Source organism: Pseudomonas sp. ASL3, assembly GCF_056680425.1.
Genome location: NZ_CM155281.1, coordinates 2,166,026 through 2,185,829 on the forward strand (window position 1 = coordinate 2,166,026; position 19,804 = coordinate 2,185,829).

Below are 19,804 nucleotides of genomic sequence, written 5' to 3' on the forward strand. Positions count from 1 at the left end.
GTTTAAGCACGTCAGTTCAAGTCCTTTAGTACCTTGTAACTTCGAGCGACCCTGCTATAGGATGATTAAAGGAGATGGCATTCCTCCTCTAACCGCCTTCGTGCTGATGATGCCTGACCATACATTGCCTCGGGCTTCCTTCGGATTCGCGGTCACCCGCGACACCCTTGCCTCTGGCTAACACTTCCCCTTGCCGGGTGTGTAGAGGACTTTCACCTCCAAGTCGTCCGACTTCACCACCACAGTGAGCCGAACAGCGCCAGTCACGGCGCTACACGCCATGCCTGGCGCACAATAAAAACGGCCCATCACCAGGATGGGCCGTTCTTTAACCGAGTGTCACATCATTCAGCAGGTAATCAGTTGATTACAGGAAGTTGATTGGGTAGTCGGTGATCAGGCGGAAGTCGTTGACGTTGCCTTCGCTCTCGGCAGCATTGGCACGGTGCCAAGCCTGGCGTGCACGGATGGACAGGTTTTTCAGAGGACCAGACTGTACAACGTACTTGGCTTCCAGGTTGGTTTCGAAGTGATGCCCGTCTGAGCCATAGCCGTTATTGAGCGCATATGCAGCGTTCATATGGGTACCGTCGATACCTTCGCCATGGGCATAACGAACCATGAAGCTCAGGCCTGGGATGCCGTACTCGGCCATTTTGATGTCATAACGAGCCTGGAGGGATCTTTCACCCGGGGCGTTGAAGTCGGAGTACTCAATCGAGTTGCTCAGGAAGATCGACTCGGTACCGCGGTTTTTGTCACCCGCACCGATGTAGTCGAATGGCTCGTTGCCGTTGATCTTCTGGAACGCCAGAGTCACGGTGTGTGCCTTCAGGAACGAATAGGCTGCTGCCAGCGAGTAGGCGGTGTTGGAGATCTTGCCTGCTTTCGCCGCGCCGGTGTCGGTGGTGCGATAGAGGTTGAAGTCGAAGTTCAGAGACTGATCGGTTGCCAACGGAAGGGTGTAGTTCGCGTTGGTGTAGTACTGATTCCACGTGTCTTGGGCCTTGGCACCGTAGAGGGATACGCTCAGGTATCTCATTGATACCGTACTTACCACCCACGTAATCAATGCTTCTGATCGGAGTACCGCCGTATTGGCTAAAGAGGTTGCCTTGCAGTGTGGTGTTGTCCTCGCTGCTGCTGGCGTAGAAGTGACCGGCGTCCAGATCGAGGTCTTTGATTTCGCTGCTTTGCAGTTGGAAACCTCGGCCATCGACAGGTTAAGCGGAGGTAGCAACATCTTGAGTAATGCGGCTCTTCGTTCGTTTGAATAATACGCCACGGTCGATCTCTTTCCGCCCCCGATATGACTTTTCAGGACAATCCGCAAAGGCGACAACTATCCTGACACCGGGGGTAGCTGTTGTCGTTTCCAGTATTGGTGCTATTGCGGGGTAGGTTGAGCGAGCCACCCTCATTGTCAAGACCATAGAGTTTGTAAGCAGCATCACCAAAGCCTTCAACCTTGACACCGACAGTCCCTTGAGTGTAGCCGGAGCTGAATTTGCCCCGGATGCCTTGGGTCCAGTCGATTGAGTCTTTATTACTTTTTCCAACTTTTTGATCCTGCCTGGTCCGATTGAAGTAGAAGTTCTCCAGAACCACACCAGCCTTGGCGCCTCCAACAAAACCCGGGGCATCAGCCTGGTCGGTTACGAACGGTTCGGCCATGGCCAGTTGGGAACCCGCCGCAGAAACAGCCAGGGCGATCATGCTCCACTTCATTACGCGCATCGTCATTTGCTCCGTTTTTATTAGGAAGAATACTGCCGTCCCACCGGTATTTTATCTGGGCGGCTCTTTCTTTTTTATTTTTGCGTCGGCTTTGTATCAGGTCGGTGTGTGTCGGGTAAACCGCGTTTTCAGTGTGTTGCTGATTTTTATGGCAATTGAGATCCGTTTGCAGATTTATTTTTTTGTCGGATTTGAAGTGCCGCCTCAATATGGGGCGTCATGGCTTGCATCCGTATCTGCATCTGCGCTGGATTGCTGTATTTCTTTATTGCTGTGTTCTATTTTGGTGCGTTACGTGCATTATTTTCGCTCAATCTTTTTTCTTCTGTTGCGGCAAATACCCCAGCGCGGGTGCCTCTGGTCTTAGGGGGGTGTCACTTCTGAAATTTTTGCGGAGCGAGACAGAAGGAAGGTATAAGTATCCTGCTGTAGGGTGAAGGCGCTTGTTCGATGTGCATCGTACGAAAAATCATGCTACGGTGACAGTCGGCTCAAAAAAGCGATGTTTTTTCCGAGTCCTTTTTGGCACATGATTTGTTTGCGCTAGGCGCCGCACGGAAGCAAGTGGCAAGAAATTTTATTGAGGGTGTCATACATCCTTAATATATAACTGAAATCTGCAATGTCGTAGGAGGCAATATATATTGCTGGAGAAGGCATCACGGTAACGGAGCTAAACAAAGTGCGATTTTTTCTGAGTCGGACAGTGTGAGAGTTTGATAAAAACAATGAAAACAATGAAAGCGCTGGAGAGAGATATGAAAGTTGGTTCTTCCAAGCAGTCCATGCCGGACAAGGATGAGGTATCCACTAAATTCTGGCCGTACGGCTGGTGGAAGATCATAGAGATTCGCATCGGTATCATACCGCTGCCGGTGTACCTGCTGCTGCTGGCATTGCTCGGTGGATTCGCCTTCACCGACAAGGTGCCAACCGATATTTCCGTGTCGATCGCCATTCTGGCGATAGGCGGTTATAGCTGCAGCGAACTCGGCAAGCGCCTGCCCTTTTTCCGCAATATCGGTGCCGCCGCGATTTTCGCCACGTTCATTCCCTCGTTTCTGGCTTTCCAGCATCTGGTGCCGGATCTGATTCTCAAGAATGTGACGGAATTTACCAAATCGTCCAATTTCCTTTATCTGTTCATTGCGTCGATCATTGTCGGCAGTATCTTCAGCATGGATAGAGCGGTGCTCATCAAGGGCTTTCTGAAGATATTCGTGCCGCTCGCTGCCGGCACCGTGGCGGCGGCCATCGTCGGCACCCTGGTCGGCACCTTGTTGGGCTTGGGCGCCTTCCACACCTTCTTCTACCTGGTCGTTCCGATCATGGCAGGCGGCGTTGGCGAAGGCGCGATCCCGTTGTCGATCGGTTATGCCGCCATCCAGCATGTGTCCCAGGGTGATGTTTTCGCGCAAGTTCTGCCGCCGGTGATGCTGGGCAGTCTGACGGCCATTCTGCTGTCCGGACTGTTGAATGCCTATGGCAAGAAACATCCGCACCTGACCGGCGAAGGCCGTCTGCAGCCGGGCGAGCACGATGACATGGAGCCGAGCGAAGAAATCCTGCCGGGCCATATGGATATCTCCCATATCGCCGCGGCCGGCATCACCGCCATCACGTTGTACATGGTCGGTTTGATGGCCTTCAAATTGTTCGGATTTCCGGCGCCGGTCGCCATGTTGTTTGTCGCGGTTGTGCTTAAGCTGTCGCGCGCGGTGTCGCCGCAATTGCAGCAAGGTTCGTTCGTCGTCTACAAGTTCTTTTCGACGGCAGTGACTTATCCTTTGCTGTTCGCGATCGGCGCCGTCATGACACCGTGGGACAAGCTGGTCGCTGCTTTCAATTTGCCCAACCTGATCACGATCGTGGCAACGGTGGTGACCTTGATGGCGACGGGTTTTGTGGTCGGGCGCTGGATGAAAATGTATCCGATCGAGACCGCGATCGTGAACGCTTGCCATAGTGGCCAGGGCGGCACCGGAGACGTGGCGATCTTGACCGCCGCCAACCGCATGCAGATGATGCCGTTTGCGCAAATCGCCACGCGCATCGGCGGCGGTATCATGGTGACATTGGCGTTGATCGCCATCTCTCAGTTGACATAAGAAAACCCCGGGCCGGGTTTCACTCGGTCTGTTTGATGGAGTGCAAGCGACGAAGTGCGGGACTGTGCTTCGTCGCTGCTCTCCCATCGTCTTGCTCTTTTTCCTCGGTTTTGTAACCGCCATCGCAAGTTTTTCGATCTGTTTACGACAGACAAAAGCCCCCTCCAGGTCTGGAATATATCCAGTTTCAACAACACTCATGGATATGGGGGTGGAGTGCGTTTTTCTGAAGACTTCAGTGTGGCGTGTTTGGGCGAGGTAAAGTGTCAGTGCTTATGAAAAGGCTATTTCGGATTAATGATTCCGTCAGGCTCGCCGTTGATTTGACAGAGCATGTTTTGATCGGGGGTGATTCGGCTGTTGTAATGCAGTCGGAATGGCGGGACTGCAAGTAATAATGTTTCCTAAAGGCGCGCAATCTGCACGTGTGAGCACATCTAATGTTGATATCGTGTATGCATTTGACCAAAATTAACCAGGCGGTAGAAGGTGTTAGACGTCTCGGTTGGCTAGGGGCGGCTTACTGGAAGCGAATAAAAAAAATATCCGAAGAACTCTGGAGAAAACAAGATATGCAGCGGAAATTGTTGGGTTGTGCAACTGCAATATGGGCCTTGAGCTTAATTGCCACTTCAGTGAGTGCTGCTGATCTGAAACAGATCGGAAAATTGGAAATTCCAGGCGAACCTCTCAACGGTTTCGACATCACCTACGTCGATCAGGCAACCAACCTTTACTATTTGGCCGATAGATCCAACAAGTCTGTCGACGTGTTCGATGTCACCAGCGGCAAAATGGTCGACCGGCTGCTCGGCGGATTCGTAGGGCAATTGAAGAGCAGCTCTGTATCGGGTCCGAACGGTATCGTCGTCGCTGGCGGCGATTTGTGGGCCGGCGACGGCGACAGTACTGTGAAGGTCATCGACCTCAAGACGAAAAAAGTCACTGATACCCTTTCGACCGGCGGAAAGGCCCGGGTTGACGAGATGGCATACGATCCAGACGCCCACGTTGTGATTGTCGGCAACAATGCTGACGAGCCGCCGTTCCTGACGCTGTTCTCGACCGAGGCCGGGCATAAAGTCGTGTCCAAGATTGTTTTTGAGGATGCCACGGACGGAGTCGAGCAGCCTATCTACGATGCTGTGACGAAGAAGTTCTATGTTTCGGTTCCCGAGTTGAAGAAGGATAAGGCCAAGGGCGCAGTCGCCGTCATCGACCCGAGCAGCGGCAAGCTCGAGAAACTGATGCCTGTGGATGACTGCCATCCCAATGGGCTGGTGAAAGGACCTGGCGCAAATCTGCTGTTGGGTTGCGACGCCGGGAGCAAGGACGGCGGCTTGAAGCCGGTGCTCGTGGTCATGAAAACCGACGGCTCGGTGGTCAAGGTCATTCCCGGTCTCGGTGCAGCCGACATGGTCGCCTACAATCCGAAAGTCAATCAATATTACAGCGCTTCGCGCAACATGCCGGGTGCCCCGGAACTCGGCGTCATCGACGCGAAATCCAACAGCCTCGTCCAGCGCATAAAACTGCCTGGCGGCACCCCGCATTCGGTCGCTGTCAGCGAGAAGAATAACCACGTCTTCGTGCCGCTCGGCGCGAAGGGTGGTGGCTGTGATGGTTGCGTTGCCGTCTTCGAACCAGGTAACTGATTTTTCATCCTGATCGTCCAGCCTTGCGCGTCGCCAATACAGGCGGCGCGCAAGGCTGTCGGTCGTCTGTGTATCCAGAAAAAGCGCTTGATCGGTATCGTCTCGAATGCTGATGCGCAATAGCTTTTGCCTTTCCTCCCATTGCCATCCTCGTAATGTACCTGACCTGTATAAATTCCAGCAGGGAATGCAACGAGATGGCCTCACTCGCGCCGGGTCTGCTTACGTTTTCCGGTGTACTCGAGTCGGCGAAGAACATCTGTTTCATCAGGGTTTAAATGTTCGGTTCGTGTGAGGTAAGTAAGTTTTTTTCAGAATTTCCCTAATAAATGTACAGCTCCTGCCGATAGTCAGTCCAAGCCTGCTATCGATGGAAGGAGTGGGTCGGCACTGTCGATATAGCCTGTTGCTATCTGGTGCGTCTCCGGTATGGAAGCAGGTATCCTCACATCTATAAGAGAGCAGTCCATGTCCCTACGAAATATGAAAATCGCTCCTCGCGCCTTTCTCGGTTTCGCATTCATTGCATTACTGGTGATTGTGCTAGGGGTCTTTTCCCAAACTCGTATGACGGTGATTCGTCAAGCGTCCGTTGATATGTATACCAATCAACTGCCCAGCGTGAAATATCTGGACAATGTGGGCGAATACATTCTACGTATGCGTATTGTGTTCTACCGGATTCTGATCAACCGTGAGCCCGAGTCCTTGCAGAGCGAGTATCCGCGCATCGTTGGTCTGATCGACAAAGTTCGCAAGGACGAGAAAGCCTACGCAGATTTACCGGCTGATGGGGATGAGCTGGCCAAGTACAAGGAGTTCGCGGCGACGCTCGATAGTTATATAGGGGGCCTGAACCAGGCGTTGGAGCTGTCGCGCCAGAACAAGGTCGAGGAGTTGGGTAACCTAATGAAAAACCAGCTCAAGGCCAATTCGGATGTGATGGAGGAGCAGCTCAAGCTGTTGGTGGATATCAACATGAAGGGGGCCACGGACGCATCGAACGCAGCTGACGAGCAATATAGCAACGCCAGCCTCGGCATTCTTCTGGTCTCGGCTCTGGCGGCGGCGATGACCGTGCTGCTGGCTTGGCTGTTGACCCGCAGCATCGTCGTGCCGCTGAACAAGGCGGTCGAAGCGGCTGAAACCATTGCCGGCGGTAACCTGACCAAGGCCATTGTCGCCGAGGGCAAGGATGAGCCGGCCCGTTTGCTGACAGCGTTGTCGAAGATGCAAGGCAATCTGCGCAAGACCATCGAACAAATCGCAGGTTCGGCCACCCAGTTGGCATCGGCGGCCGAAGAGCTCAGCGCCGTGACCGAGGAGTCGTCCCGCGGGCTGCAGCAGCAGAACAACGAAATCGAGCAGGCGGCCACGGCGGTCAACGAAATGACCAGCGCGGTCGAAGAGGTGGCGCGCAATGCGGTGTCGACCTCCGAAGCTTCGCAGCAGTCCAATCAGGCGGCCCGTGATGGACGCGATCGTGTCGTCCAGACGGTGGAGGCGATCCAGGCCATGACCCTGGACGTGCAAAGCACCTCGGTGCTGATCGAAGGGTTGGCGACCCAGGGCCGGGATATCGGTCAGGTGCTGGATGTGATCCGTGCCATCGCCGAACAGACCAACCTGCTGGCCCTCAACGCTGCCATCGAGGCCGCTCGCGCGGGCGAGGCCGGCCGTGGCTTTGCGGTGGTCGCCGATGAAGTGCGGGCGTTGGCCCATCGCACCCAGCAGTCGACCAAGGAAATCGAGCAGATGGTCGCCGGGATCCAGAACGGCACCGGCCAGGCCGTGCAATCGATGCAGCAGAGCAACCAGCGGACCCAGAGCACCTTGGAAATGGCCCGTGCCGCCGGTGTCGCCCTGGAGCAGATCACCCACTCGATCAACCTGATCAACGAGCGCAACCTGGTGATAGCCAGCGCGTCGGAAGAGCAGGCCCAGGTCTCCCGTGAAGTGGACCGCAACCTGGTGAACATCCGCGACCTGGCGTCCCAGTCGGCCGCCGGTGCCAACCAGACCAGTGCCGCCAGCCATGAGTTGTCGCGCCTGGCAGTGGACCTCAATACCATGGTCGCGCGCTTCGTGATCTGACGCTGCGAGCGTTGCCGTGCCGTGCCGTGGCGACGCTCGCTACGGCATGGGTCTCAGCGCTGGTAGGCCTGGGGATTGACCAGGTTCGCCGGTCGCTCCCCGGCCAGGGCCGCGAGCAGATTGTCCACCGCGCAGCGCGCCATGGCTTCGCGGGTCTCGTGGGTGGCCGAGCCGATATGCGGCGTGGCCACCACATTGGCCAGGCTCAGCAACGGCGAGTCCGGCGCCAGGGGTTCGCGCTCGAACACATCGAGGCCGGCGCCACGGATCTGCCGGTTCTGCAAGGCTTGGATCAGCGCCTGTTCGTTCACCACCTTGCCCCGGGAAATATTGATAAGAATGCTTTCCGGACGCATCAGGGCCAATTCTCCGCTACCGATCAGCCCTTCGGTCTGAGGGGTCAGGGGCAATGTCAGGCAGACAAAGTCGGCTTCCTGCAAGAGCTCGTGCAGTCCCAGGTAGCGTGCATTGAAGCGTTGTTCCACTTCAGGCTTGGGTGAATGGCTGTGGTAGAGCACCGGCATGCCGAAGCCGAAATGCCCGCGCTGGGCCAGGGCTTCGCCGATCCGTCCCATGCCGATGATGCCGAGCTTCTTGCCATGCACATCCGTGCCGAAATGCAGCGGGCCGATATTCCGCGTCCACTGTCCGTTGCGCACCAGGTTCGCCAGTTCCACCACCCGTCGGGCACTGGCCAGGATCAGGGCGAAGCCGGTGTCGGTGGTGGTTTCGGTGAGCACGTCCGGAGTATTGCTGAGCAGGATCCGTCGGCGGGTCAGGTAATCGATGTCGTAATTGTCGACCCCCACCGAGACACTGGCGATGGCTTCCAGCCGTGGCGCCAGGTCAAGGGGGCATGCCCCCCTATGCGCATATGTGCTCAATGACGCAACCTCTGTTGGGTCCCGAGCGCGTGATGGTCGAGCTACGCACTCGCATCAAAAAATGCGACCTTCCAACCGGAAAGCTACGGCCTAAGAAGCTGAAGCCGGAAATTCGCATGGAGGTACTGACGCGGCTCGTCGGTGGAGCGTCGAAGCATTTCATTTGTGCAGAGTTCCAACTCACGATTTCAACGGTGAACAAGCTCCTACAGGCGGAGCCAGCTGTTCACGCGGCTTGGGTCGAAAATCAACAAGCCCAGGCGCTTAGTCGTCACCGAATGCTGTGGACCAACCTGACTCGGTTGGCGCGGCGAAAAGCTTTACGCTTTCTACATCAAGTCGAAGCAATCCCTACCGAAAAAACGCCTATCTAAGGCTGAGTTGGACGAAACTGAGGCGATTTTTCGAGAGCTTGGGGCGATCTCAGTTATCGAGCGAGAGTTCGGTAATCAGCAAAAATTGATTCTCGATTTCCTACAGCCAGCGAACTGTTGGCGCTGATGAGATTTTGACCCCTGTGTCGCGCCAGCGATAGTTCAAATCGAACGAAGACCACTCCTCAGGGTAAAAAGGGTTCATACGCAACCGGTCGGCTTCGACGCCCAGGCCGATGCAGCTCAAGAGCTGCACAAGGACGAAGTTTTGGCGGTGTACTCTTCTCCTGAGTGTTACGAGGACAATTATCTGTACAGCAACTACACCAATAGCCTTGGGCCGCTGCATGAAGACTACCTGGGGCGTTTAATCCCCATTGATGGATTGGCGGGGGATCAGACGTTGCACATTTCCATGATCGCTGATGAACTAGTCCTGATCGTCAGGAGCAAGTGCTGCCAAAGGAACCAGGTATTTAGAACCCGCTTGCAAGCATGAACATAAAGCAGAAATTTCCTCTTGAAGGGCCATCGCCTGTTCCCAAATACTGTCGACCTCACTGGTCGCCACGGTGAGGGGGAAACCCTCCAGTACCGTCATGGCCATGGCGTGCAGACGTAAGAAGTCTTCCCGAATGCTGGCAATCCCTCCGATTTCAGCAAGGCAGGCATCTAGCCGGTCCACCACGTTAAGCAATTGGAAGGTCTCGTAGTCCTCTCGCAAGGTGTCAAGTGCCTTGGCATCGACTTCCCCATAGGGCGTCACTCGAAACGAAGCCGGTGGGATGTGCATCAGTTCGTCTCCTCAGCGTTGTTATTGGGCATCTGCTGCCCACGAATCGAACCGGCAGCCTGCTGGAAAATGGAGTCCTTGATCCAGGGCTCCGGGGCGCGTTTGAGGCTGAGATTGAATTCTCCAAAGCGTTTGACGTTGCTTGTCAGGTAGGGGCTGAGAAACGATACATCGTCGTCAGTAAACTGCCAGCCATCACGAGCGAGCTTCTGCAGGATGCGCATCATGTCGACGGTGTTCTGCAAGATCACTGAGGAAGCAATCATATCGTTGTAACGCAAGCGCTTCTGTTGCTCATCTGGATCGTTCTCGGCGATGACATCGCCGCCGAAGGACAGCCACTTCGAGAAACCGTTGTAGGACTCGATCTTGTTGGTATTGGCGGTTACTTCTTGGCGCAACTCACGGTTGCCGATCCATTTGAGCAAGAAAATGGTCCGAATCACACAGCCCAGCTCCTGCGCCGCATGGTAGAGCTTGTTGCGCCGGCTGTAGGAGCCGAGTTTGCGCAGCAGCATTGGCGAGGATATTTTGCCGGCCTGAATCGACAGTGCCACCTGCATCAGATCCTGCCAATGGGTCTCTATCTGGCTCCAGTTGACGGTATCGGTGAAGAGACTGTTGATGTGCTTGTACTTGGCCGAGCGATCGGGCCGATACATGACCAGGTTGCGCCAGTTGCGGATGCGAGGCATTAGATTGATGCCCAGCAAATGGGTGAAGGCAAACACTGTAGCGGACTGGCCTTGGGTGTCTGAATATACCGTATCGACTTCAACGCTATGATCCGCTTTCAGCAAGCCCTCAATGACATAGATGGCCTCCCAGATGCCCGGAGGGATGAAGTGCTGAAAGACTGCGATGTAGTTATTTGCCACATGCCGGTAGGCGACCGCGCCCATCTTCCGATAACGGAAGTGGTAGCCGGCGAGCAAGTTTTCATCGTAGAAGTCGAATTGAGTCCCGTCGGCCGCGACCGCCTTACCGTCACCCCAGAGCTTGGGCAGATCGAGCTGGAGATAAAGTTCGACCAACTCCCGGTTGGCCTTATCCAGCTTGTCGAGTGGCAGGTGCCGACGATTGGTGTAAGACAACATGTGCGGGGTCACGTTACCCGCCAGATGGCGAGCGGCCTGGTTCGGCCCTAGGTTGCAGCCCATGGCGAAGATCGTCATCAGGTAGCGTTCGGCCGGCTCCTTCAGTTTGGGATCGCTGCCGGACATCGGCCCGAAATGGCGGGTGAACTGAATCCAGTGTTCGATGTTGGCCATGATGTCGAGCACATGCCTGGCAGGCATACGCTGTGTGATAGCCGTTTGTAGCGAGATTGCTGAAGGCGGGATGTCACGGGCGACCACACGGCGCAACACAGGATCACCGGACTCATTAATCGACACATCACCACGGCAACTGGGGAATTTGTCATCCAGCTGCTGAGCAGTACTCTCAAGTTGCTCCTTCAAGCTGGCGACAAACTCTGTGGCGGTACTCGGCAGGCCGACCTTTTCACAGTACTCCGGCAGACGGGCCAGACACTCATCCCAAGGCAGTAACTGTTTGCGATAGTCAGCAAACGACTCCGAGCCCAGCACACAGATATCGCCAGAGCGAAGTTCGTTGGCTAGATGGGAAAACACGCAGACTTCCAAGAAGCGCCGGTTGGTCGGTGGCCCTTCGCTAGGGGCGCGACGGACAACTTTGATCCAGCGATCCGAGGCAAACGACAGGTCTACATGCTCGTCGATCCATTCCCGATGCAGGTTCTCGTTGTCCTGGACCAACTGCAGAGCCTCGATAAGCGAACGATCTTGGGTCGTTGGCTCCAGTTGCAGCAGATGACTCAGGCGGAACAACAATGATCGATGGGACTTGAAGTGCTTCCAGAGTAGCGGGAGATAGTTACTGCCACCCGTGGCCTGGACTTCGGCGCAGGCCTGGCGAAGTTGATCAAGATTCCCCTCGGGGGACAGATATTCGCGAATCAAGCTGCCAGCTTCCTGATCACTTGGTTCTTGGCTGAGAATCTGAATCACACCATCCAAGGTGGCCACGAGCTGCTCTAGTTTTTTGCGCTGACGCAACTGGATTTGCTCCAGCTCATCTTTGGCCCGCTTGTGGATGGTCGAGATCCTCTTGATGAACATCTCCGCGAGATGGTCACGAGCCCGAATTCTCATCTTGTAGATCAGAGCAAGCATCAGCGTATAGCGTTTGGGAAGCGAGCAGTCCTGCAGCTCGGAGACGTCTGAGGCAGCAGCCACCGAGGAGAAATGACGAATCTTGGGCTCAGTTACGCCTTCAAAAATGGTATCCAAGTCCCCGAACTCTTCAAGCCAACTAAGATGATCAATCAACACTTCTAGATGTTTGCGTGAAGGTTTCCGTGGTGCCTGTTTCAAGGCGTTGAAATCACTCTGACGCCGGCCAAAATCCGTCACCAACAGCTCTTTCAAGCGGTAAATAACCTCGATCGGGGTTCTATCGACTACTTGATTAAATATGGTCTCCAGTGATTGGGCATGAACCCTTTCGGCAAGATCATTGAGGGTAGAGTAGGCAGGAAGTTCATAATTTTGACGCGTCAGTTCCTCGATCACAGCGTTGATGATATCGGCACGCTGGTCAAGCAAGAACGACATTGCTTTGGCATGGCGCTCAGCGAGGTCCATAGCGTTTGATCCGTAAAATGCGACCACCCCGAGACGCGTTCGGACAGCGCTCATATGTCGATACTGTTGAACCCACTTGTACTCTGCGAGTTTTACCGAGCTGCGCTGACCTAATTCGCCACGGATGAAATCCACCACTTGATCAGGCACATCGGTAAGGTCAGGAAAAAACCGAAGCAGCTGGAAGGTCTTGAGCAAGACTGCAAGGTTGAGGTGAAAGGAGGCCTTGGATTTGCTTCGTACCCACTTAAGCTCATCATCTGAAAAGGAAAATTCTCGCTGTAACTCAGCTTTCGAATACACCTTTGACAGAGCGGGGTACGCCGTGCGCTCTACTGAAGCCATAAGACCTCCTTTCTAAGGGAGTCAGAAAAGATAGCCCAAGCACAGGGATGTAGTGGTTATTTATTAAAAAAACATTAAAAACAGGCTATTACTGGTGAAGTGAGTGAATTTTTCCCTTATCTCGGCACTACCCCTGAATTCGATCCACGTTTATCCCCAGCACTTTGGCAATGCGAGAGGCTTCAATACCTTTTTTCAGGGCTGCAAGGATCATTTTGTGTTCTTGAATCGGCGTCAGTCGATTGATTTGCCGGTTATAGGTAAAGCCTTCGTCATCTGTAGAAATCAGACATAGCGCTTCTACGGCACCCAAGGCTTTGAGTGCCTCTAAACGAAAATGGCCATCCAGTAGCATGTACGAAGATACCCCGCCCGCAACGACCGGTTTGGGATGAACAGCCAACGGTTCGATGATCCCAAGTTCTCTTATCGAACTCAGGATGCTGGCGTATTTTTTACTCCCCGGTAGTAATTGTTCGACCTTTCGGGTTGGAAGGATTCGTTCTAGAGGGATCGCAATAATGCGTTGCTCGAACGCCTGTTTGACCTCTGCCATCATGGTTTCTCCCCAAATATTCTGTCTGCGAGGGGTTTCGGCATGTCCGGGATTTCTTCGCTTCGGAGCAGCGTTTCGAAGTAATCATCGGCCAGCAATTTTCGCATCGCTGTAACGATGATGAGCAGGCGCTGCTCATTAATGTCCGCCTTTTTGATCATCACTTTCTGGCGTCGAACCTCTGATTGATAGGCGCTTAGGAGCTTCTGTGGCGTAGTTAGCTTCTCGGTATGCGGTTGCTGACCGTAACGTTTGCCTAGCGTCCTGCGCTTATCTATGAGTCGGCGAACCCTCATCAGCTGTTCGCCTTTGAGGACACCATTTTCGTAGGCGTCAATCATTGCTTGCTGAACTTCACTGTCCTCAGATCGGGCTATATGAATGGCTAGTTTTATGGATAACCATCCTTTCTCAACCGCAGCAATCAATCGCTCCTCTCCTTGGCGCAACAGCACAAGAATTCCCTGTATGTAACCTGCATCAAGGCAGGTTTTGTTTGCGATCTGCTGACATGTGTAACCTCGTTCCGAGAGGATCTGGATCGATAAGAGAAGCTCCCGATTCGAATGCTTTCGACGTGCGAGATTCTCAACCAAGCCGATTAGATAACGATCCGCCTCACTGGCACTTACAACAATGCAGGGGATTTTTTGCTCCCCCAAAGCTTGAAAAGCTTCGAAGCGACCTTGGCCGCAAACGATCTCGAAGGTCTCACCGCCGCTAGTAGTGGGAGTTACCGTGATGGGGCGTTTGAGCCCTAACGCCGATATGTTCTCGACTAACCTCGCGAAGACTTGCCTGTTGCGCATCCTTGGATTGAGCACTCGGATATCGTCAAGTGGAATAAGACGAATAGTCGACTCTTCCGCGACGTGCATCAGGGCTTTGCGATGGGTAGGAATCGCCGTCATACCACCCTCCTGTAATCAGAGCGCCGCGACAGCTCTGCGAGAATATCCAAAGAGTCGAACCGGTAAATTTCAAGACTGGCCTGATTGCTTTCGGCAAGGCGCAGCTGAGGGGTTTCCATTTCGATGGTGGGCAGGATGTAGTAGTCCAGCGCGGCTTCTTCCTGCTCCTTCATGCGTACGGCCACGGTAATGTCAGGATTCAAGCTTGAGTCGAGGCGGATGTGCCAGCGCCTGTAGCCCGCCATGGATACTTGGCAGCGACACAGCACGAGTGAGATGGATAATTCTTGATTTACCATCATCAGGTCTGTGCTTGGGTCGATTGAAACCTGACCTCCCACTTCAGCGATTTTCGTGGTCGTTTGATCAAGCAACATCGGATGCATTTGCCGAAGCCGTTTATTGGCTTCGATGTACTGATAGTCGCGAATAGGGGTGTAGCCGATCAGCGAGTAACAGCGAAGCAAGCTGCCAAAGCGGTATTGATAGGCGCTACTCGAAGGACAACCTTCGGACTCGTCGATCACAAGCCTCGACAGGTAACCTCTGCGCTGATAGATGGCCTCCAATACCTGCAACATTTCGTCGTCGGGCATGCGGTAAGAGCGCGCCTGGATGATTGACTGAGCGGCTTGGAATAGGATCACGTTGATAATTGGTCGGAACGCTCCATTCGCCCTAATCCACTCTTCCGGTCGGTTCTTTGTACGCGTCTGCTTCAACTTGAACGAGCTATGGTTCCAAACGTTGTTGCCAATGTATTTTTCATTGATCAACACTTGGTGCACTGTTCCCCGAGACCAGAACCCATCGCGGTCAGTGAGTATTCCTTGAGCATTCAACCAATCGGCTATTTCGCGCTCGCTTCTGCCTTCTTCCACGAATAGTCGATAGATTTGCTGCACCATCTCGATTTCGTTCGCCGGGCCGGGCACTAAAATTACGCGATCTGTTTGAATGCTTTTGTGCTCACCCAGACCCAATTTGTTTTTGGGCAGCCCGTTACCATCGACTAACTGGCGCCTCAGTCCAAATCCCGCTGGGCCTCCTTGGCGATACCCCAGTTCGATGAGCCGTGACTGTCCAGCAAAGACCTTCACTGACAGTTCGCGGCTGTACTCTCCAGCCATCATACGTTTAACGCTTTTGACAATGTTGGAGACTGGTGAACCGTCATTGGTGAATTGCTCTGCGCAGTATTGGACGGAGACGCCTGCAAGGCGGCATCGAACCTCATAGCTGGCGCTGACGTCAGGATCTTGGAATCGACCCCAGCGACTTACGTCATAGACCAGAACTGTGGAGTAGTCGGCATGTCCGCTCTCAACGTCTGAGAACAACTGTTTGAGTGCATCACGACCTTCCAAACTAAGGCCGCTTTTACCTGCATCCGTGTAAACCTTGGTGATCTCGAGAGCATGTGTGACTGCATAAAGACGGATAGTGTCGAGCTGATTTTCGGTCGAGTATTGTTGATGCTCAGTGGACATCCGGACGTATGCCGCAGCCAAGGTCGCGCTTGATTCATTGTGATTAGTACCCGCGCCAATGAGCTTTTGCATAGGCAAAGTCCTCACCCTGATCCACGGCCGATAAGGGCAACGCGAAAGCTGTGATCAGTCACTGCGTTTTTCGGAATAGCTCTAAAGAAGGTAGAAGACTGGGGAGAGAAAAATGTTCACAAAAACGGGCAATTCTTTTCTGGCTCAAAAACAGTACGCGGCCGGAATCGCCAGAGCTCTGCATATGGAGCTTGGAGGAACGCACCAGGCGACAAAAACACTAATGCGTTGGACAAACGCGAACGAAAGGACGGTTAAGAACTGGATGGCCGGAAGCAGTGGGCCACGAGGCGAGCACCTGGTGGCGTTGATCAAACACTCCGACCTGGCTCTTGCAGCGTTTCTTGGTATGGCAGAGAGGCCGCATGCTTTGACTGCATCAGAGCTTCCTCTGCTCAGGCAGAAGCTTCAGTCGGTTATAGAGGGAATTGACTCATATCTTTGCATTGGGGAGACATAGGAGAAAGAGGAGCACCTTCATGGCATAGCGGTAGGTCGGGGTAGAAGGCCGGTTTTGCCCACAAAACTCAGAGCTCATTCAGCAGGCGCTCAAGCTGCTCTTGTTCCCAGCCACTCAATAGGTTGACGGGATCAGTGCCATAACGCTGCCAATCTTCAAGAGTCCCGACACAGCCGTCAGGCGACCTGCAATCCTCGCAGTAATCCAGGGTGTCACAGTCATTGAAAAGCGTGAGACGCCAGCCTTCGATCTCAACTGGCATGAGGTCGTTATAGATTTCGTTCCAGGACTGGCGGCTGGCTCTTGTCATGGTGCGTGTGCCGAGCGCGACGTCCTTCAGGACTTGGTAAACCTCGCGGGCGGTGAGAGGGGAGGTTGTGTTCAAATCAATCTGTGTTCGAGTCATCGCTTGCCAGTAGCCCCGCTGAGGTGAAGATAAAAACGGTAGTCCCGAATGGGGATGTCGCTCCTTCGGGCCGCTGGGCCCGGCTAAGCACTTGCTTTTCGAGGCACGTACCTAGAGTTTCCAGTTGTTGGATTGCTGCGGTAGAGAGGCCATAGGACGCTGATGAATTCATTTCGGGTTTAAACCATGCTGCCGGCGGGAATCGACGCTTGATTGTAGAGCCCCAGCACCTCATGTTAGAGGTACGCAATCGAGTAAAAGATATCGCTCAAAAAGGCGCGGTAGGAAATGGATACTAAGCAAGTGGTGATCGAAGATTGGGATGGCGATGGCTGCATTCGCATTCCCGATGAGGTTCTTCAGGAGTTGGGGGTCGATGTTGGAGACACTCTCCACCTAATCGAAGAGTACGTTGGTAGCACTCGCTGTGTCGTGCTCAGTAAGACCTCACGGATCCCTGATCGCACTGATGAGTTGGTCGAGTACTGGAAATGCCACGAAAAGGATGAACCCCTCAATGGGGCTAAGTGAATAGTCTGCTGTTCACTGATTCCTAGATCGAGGCTGGTCACTCCGGCGTCATGAGCACTGCGAGCGTCATGTTGATGAACTCTTCGTTCCTGCTGATTGTGTCCAAGGCACCCCGAACGTTGCCGGCGACTTCCGCTGATCCGCGCTGCTCGACCCAGAGCGTAAGTTCCATGATCGCGGCTTCGAGGGCTAACTGGTTTTGATTGATTTTGAATAGCAGGGAAGGGAGCAGGTCTGAATTAGGCATCGCGAATCCTCCTTGGAAGTAGACAGGGTAGCAGTGCTGCATCGACCGTTTAAATCCACAGCCAGTTGCTGACAAACGTGAACGTCCGCGTTCACATTAAGGATGCGCTCTCGTAGTCATGCTGCAGCGCTACGGGAAAGAAGAGACTTCTGTGATGCCCCACGCGCTGCCAATACAGCAAGGGCAGCGGCGACAACAAGTAAAGCTGCGCTCAATTCGAATGTGGCTTGATATCCACTCAAATCAAATACGATGCCACCCACGGTCGCACCTGACGCGATAGCGAACTGGATGATTGCAACCATCAGTCCGCCTCCAGCTTCTGCGTCTTGCGGTAGTGTTCTCGCCAGCCATGTCCACCAGCCTACAGGCGCTGCAGTTGCGACAAGTCCCCAGAAACCCAGCAATACGGTGACAGTCAGCGCTGAGCCACCGAACGAAACTAACGCCAATGCGATCACTGTCATCAACATCGGGATGACGATCAGAGTTCGATGTAAGCCATTTTTCAAGAACGGTTCAATCAGGAAGGTACCAGCGAAGCCTGCCAGGCCCAGTACGAGCAACATAAGCGACAGCATGGAAACACTGACGTGCGTGACCGTTTCAAGGAAGGGGCGCAAATAGGTGAACAGCATGAATTGGCCCATGAAAAAGACACTGACCGCTACCATGCCTAAAGCGACCGGTATTCTTCTCATCAGCCTGAAGACATTTCCGGCGCCTGAGCCGCTTTGCGTTTTCATCGCTGGGAGGCTGAACAAAAGCCAGACAGAGGCCGCTACTGCAACCGGAATGACACAGAAAAATGCGCCGCGCCAGCCGATCAAGGCGCCGAGAAAGCTTCCCAGTGGTGCCGCAACCACTGTTGCTAGCGCGTTGCCGCCGTTGACGATCGCCATCGCGCGAGTGATCTGGTCATCAGGTACCAGGCGCATGGCCGTTGCCGCCGACAGTGACCAGAAGCCGCCTATTGCAACACCGATCAGCGCACGGCCGGCCATGAAGACCCAGTAGTTCGGCGCGAACGCGACCACTGTTCCGGAAAGGATCATCAACAGTGTCAGTGAAAGGAGCAGCGGTTTGCGATCAACCCGTGCAGCCACTGACGCGATCAGAAGGCTGGTGAACAAGGCGAACAACCCCGAGACGGAAATGCCCTGGCCGGCTTGACCCTCAGTGATATGCAGATCTACCGCAATCGGCGTCAGGAGACTGACGGGCATGAACTCCGATGCCACTAGCACGAAGGCGGCGAGCGACATGGCGAAAACAGCGCCCCATGATTGCTGGGCTTTCTTAGGGGGTGGGAGAAGGTTGTCGGTCATGGATTGAATCCTATATTGCGCGAAGCGTCGCGCCCCAGGAACGAGGCCAGAGACAACCGGTGCCAAGCCAGGGCACCGATCAGGTTACTTCAGGTTGTTTTTGAAGAATGTGGTCAACTTGGCGAATGGAATGAGGTTGACCCGGTCGTAAAGATCCACGTGTCCCGCATCTGGAATAATGAGCAGCTCTTTAGGCTCGGCAGCCCGCTTGTAGGCATCCTCACTGAACTCGCGTGAGTGAGCCTGGGCGCCAGCAATGAACAACAGTGGGCGCGGGGAGATGGTCTCGATGTCATTGAACGGATAGAAATTCATGAATTTCACGTTGCTGGTCAGCGTCGGCATGGTGGTTGTCTGCGGCGATGCGTTGGCCGGAGTGACCTCACCTCGTGGGGTGCGATAGAAGTCGAAGAACTCGTCGCCTACTTCGTTGCCGGTCAGTTTGAGCGGCGTGCCGCCGGTGTAGCGGATTTCGCCACCCTGGAATTCCGCATAGCGCTGTTCGGACGCTTCGCGAATGATCTGCTGGCGTTGTTCGAGAGTCACGGCGTGTTTGAGTCCGTTACGGTTGGCCGCACCCATGTCATACATGCTGACGGTGGCGATTGCCTTCAGGCGTGGATCGATCTTGGCCGCACTGATGGCGAAGCTGCCACTGCCGCAGATACCTATGACACCGATACGCTCACGGTCGACAATTGGTCGAGTGCCGAGAAAATCTACGGCGGCACTGAAGTCTTCTGCGTAGATATCTGGCGAGACTGCCTGGCGAGGTGTGCCTTCGCTCGCGCCCCAGAAGGACAAATCCAGCGACAGCGTGACAAATCCTTGTTCGGCCATTTTGGTGGCGTACAAGTTTGCACTCTGCTCCTTCACCGCACCCATGGGGTGGCCGACGATGATGGTGGCATTTTTCGCTTTGGGGTCGAGGCCCTTCAGGGTGAACAGGTTGCCCGCGACCTTCATACCGTATTGATTCTTGAAGGTGACCTTTTCAACGGTCACTTTCTCGCTTTTGAAGAAGTTGTCCGCGCCGTTCGACATATCGGCTCCCATTGAAGAAAAAGAGATAACAAGCAGCCCTAGGGCTAGCCAAATTCCTTTCACTGGATATTCCTTTCGATTGAATGGTTGTTCGCTAGAG

The 19,804-nt window shown here is 54.2% G+C and carries 17 protein-coding genes, 4 pseudogenes and 1 riboswitch; of the genes and pseudogenes, 7 read left to right on the plus strand and 14 right to left on the minus strand.

The genetic code is table 11. From position 1 onward, the window contains the following. Positions 1 to 61 precede the first annotated feature (61 nt). Positions 62 to 123, plus strand: a riboswitch (Fluoride riboswitch). Between the two features lie 244 nt (positions 124 to 367). From AC1MEE_RS09890 to AC1MEE_RS09900, 3 genes and pseudogenes are all read right to left on the minus strand, one after another. After that, positions 368 to 1,042, minus strand: a complete 675-nt coding sequence (locus tag AC1MEE_RS09890; protein WP_480416195.1) for an OprD family outer membrane porin — start codon at positions 1,040 to 1,042, stop codon at positions 368 to 370. Between the two features lie 55 nt (positions 1,043 to 1,097). After that, positions 1,098 to 1,199, minus strand: a pseudogene (locus AC1MEE_RS09895) (hypothetical protein); the annotation flags it as partial. A 118-nt stretch (positions 1,200 to 1,317) separates the two neighbouring features. Then, positions 1,318 to 1,716 (minus strand): OprD family outer membrane porin, encoded by a 399-nt coding sequence (locus tag AC1MEE_RS09900; RefSeq protein WP_480415163.1) that lies wholly within the window; start codon positions 1,714 to 1,716, stop codon positions 1,318 to 1,320. Between AC1MEE_RS09900 and AC1MEE_RS09905 the strand changes: the two genes are divergently transcribed. The 5 genes and pseudogenes from AC1MEE_RS09905 to AC1MEE_RS09925 all read left to right on the plus strand — a co-directional run bounded on the left by AC1MEE_RS09905 (position 1,715) and on the right by AC1MEE_RS09925 (position 7,594). After that, entirely contained in the window at positions 1,715 to 2,104 is a 390-nt protein-coding gene (locus AC1MEE_RS09905) for a hypothetical protein (RefSeq protein ID WP_480415164.1), read from the plus strand. The two genes, AC1MEE_RS09900 and AC1MEE_RS09905, sit on opposite strands and share 2 nt — an antisense overlap. A 370-nt stretch (positions 2,105 to 2,474) precedes the next feature. Then, the gene (locus AC1MEE_RS09910) at positions 2,475 to 3,845 is read left to right on the plus strand and encodes a 2-hydroxycarboxylate transporter family protein (protein WP_480415165.1); all 1,371 of its coding nucleotides are present in this window, start codon (positions 2,475 to 2,477) and stop codon (positions 3,843 to 3,845) included. 455 nt (positions 3,846 to 4,300) lie between these two features. Beyond that, entirely contained in the window at positions 4,301 to 5,500 is a 1,200-nt protein-coding gene (locus AC1MEE_RS09915) for a YncE family protein (protein ID WP_480415166.1), read from the plus strand. A 483-nt stretch (positions 5,501 to 5,983) separates the two neighbouring features. Beyond that, positions 5,984 to 6,736 (plus strand): annotated as a pseudogene (locus tag AC1MEE_RS09920) (MCP four helix bundle domain-containing protein); the annotation flags it as partial. Further along, entirely contained in the window at positions 6,731 to 7,594 is an 864-nt protein-coding gene (locus tag AC1MEE_RS09925) for a methyl-accepting chemotaxis protein (protein ID WP_480416196.1), read from the plus strand. The pseudogene AC1MEE_RS09920 and the gene AC1MEE_RS09925, both read left to right, overlap by 6 nt. Before the next feature lie 53 nt (positions 7,595 to 7,647). Here the strand turns inward: AC1MEE_RS09925 and AC1MEE_RS09930 are convergent. From AC1MEE_RS09930 to AC1MEE_RS09960, 7 genes and pseudogenes are all read right to left on the minus strand, one after another. Beyond that, positions 7,648 to 8,445, minus strand: a pseudogene (locus AC1MEE_RS09930) (2-hydroxyacid dehydrogenase); the annotation flags it as partial. 507 nt (positions 8,446 to 8,952) lie between these two features. Next, entirely contained in the window at positions 8,953 to 9,201 is a 249-nt protein-coding gene (locus AC1MEE_RS09935; RefSeq protein ID WP_480415167.1) for a glycosyl hydrolase family 65 domain-containing protein, read from the minus strand. An 81-nt stretch (positions 9,202 to 9,282) separates the two neighbouring features. Continuing rightward, the gene (gene tnpC / locus AC1MEE_RS09940) at positions 9,283 to 9,645 is read right to left on the minus strand and encodes a Tn3 family transposase post-transcriptional regulator TnpC (RefSeq protein ID WP_480415168.1); all 363 of its coding nucleotides are present in this window, start codon (positions 9,643 to 9,645) and stop codon (positions 9,283 to 9,285) included. Then, positions 9,645 to 12,659 carry a Tn3 family transposase gene (locus AC1MEE_RS09945; RefSeq protein ID WP_480415169.1) on the minus strand — a complete coding sequence of 1,005 codons (3,015 nt, stop codon included), beginning with the start codon at positions 12,657 to 12,659 and terminating at the stop codon, positions 9,645 to 9,647. Before AC1MEE_RS09945 ends, tnpC begins: the two co-directional genes overlap by 1 nt. Positions 12,660 to 12,795: 136 nt before the next feature. Beyond that, a pseudogene (locus AC1MEE_RS09950) lies at positions 12,796 to 13,215 on the minus strand (ParB/RepB/Spo0J family partition protein); the annotation flags it as partial. Beyond that, on the minus strand, positions 13,215 to 14,126 hold the full coding sequence (locus AC1MEE_RS09955; RefSeq protein ID WP_480415170.1) for a ParB/RepB/Spo0J family partition protein: 912 nt from the start codon (positions 14,124 to 14,126) through the stop codon (positions 13,215 to 13,217). The gene AC1MEE_RS09955 and the pseudogene AC1MEE_RS09950, both read right to left, overlap by 1 nt. Continuing rightward, the gene (locus AC1MEE_RS09960; protein WP_480415171.1) at positions 14,123 to 15,688 is read right to left on the minus strand and encodes a recombinase family protein; all 1,566 of its coding nucleotides are present in this window, start codon (positions 15,686 to 15,688) and stop codon (positions 14,123 to 14,125) included. Before AC1MEE_RS09960 ends, AC1MEE_RS09955 begins: the two co-directional genes overlap by 4 nt. Before the next feature lie 112 nt (positions 15,689 to 15,800). On the opposite strand from AC1MEE_RS09960, the gene AC1MEE_RS09965 reads away from it, so the two are divergent. Beyond that, complete coding sequence (locus AC1MEE_RS09965; protein WP_480415172.1) at positions 15,801 to 16,148, plus strand: hypothetical protein; 348 nt, start codon at positions 15,801 to 15,803, stop codon at positions 16,146 to 16,148. 67 nt (positions 16,149 to 16,215) lie between these two features. Here AC1MEE_RS09965 and AC1MEE_RS09970 read toward each other — a convergent pair whose 3' ends face one another. Beyond that, a complete protein-coding gene (locus tag AC1MEE_RS09970) occupies positions 16,216 to 16,533 on the minus strand; it encodes a DUF7693 family protein (RefSeq protein WP_480415173.1) in 318 nt (105 codons plus the stop codon). 309 nt (positions 16,534 to 16,842) lie between these two features. On the opposite strand from AC1MEE_RS09970, the gene AC1MEE_RS09975 reads away from it, so the two are divergent. Next, complete coding sequence (locus AC1MEE_RS09975; protein ID WP_480415174.1) at positions 16,843 to 17,085, plus strand: AbrB/MazE/SpoVT family DNA-binding domain-containing protein; 243 nt, start codon at positions 16,843 to 16,845, stop codon at positions 17,083 to 17,085. Between the two features lie 37 nt (positions 17,086 to 17,122). On the opposite strand, the gene AC1MEE_RS09980 is transcribed toward AC1MEE_RS09975, so the two are convergent. The 3 genes from AC1MEE_RS09980 to AC1MEE_RS09990 form a co-directional block, all read right to left on the minus strand. Continuing rightward, positions 17,123 to 17,332: a hypothetical protein gene (locus AC1MEE_RS09980; RefSeq protein WP_480415175.1), complete on the minus strand. Its 210-nt coding sequence runs from the start codon at positions 17,330 to 17,332 to the stop codon at positions 17,123 to 17,125. 116 nt (positions 17,333 to 17,448) lie between these two features. Next, complete coding sequence (locus AC1MEE_RS09985; protein WP_480415176.1) at positions 17,449 to 18,660, minus strand: MFS transporter; 1,212 nt, start codon at positions 18,658 to 18,660, stop codon at positions 17,449 to 17,451. 84 nt (positions 18,661 to 18,744) lie between these two features. Then, entirely contained in the window at positions 18,745 to 19,716 is a 972-nt protein-coding gene (locus AC1MEE_RS09990; protein WP_480416197.1) for an alpha/beta hydrolase, read from the minus strand. Positions 19,717 to 19,804: the final 88 nt, after the last annotated feature.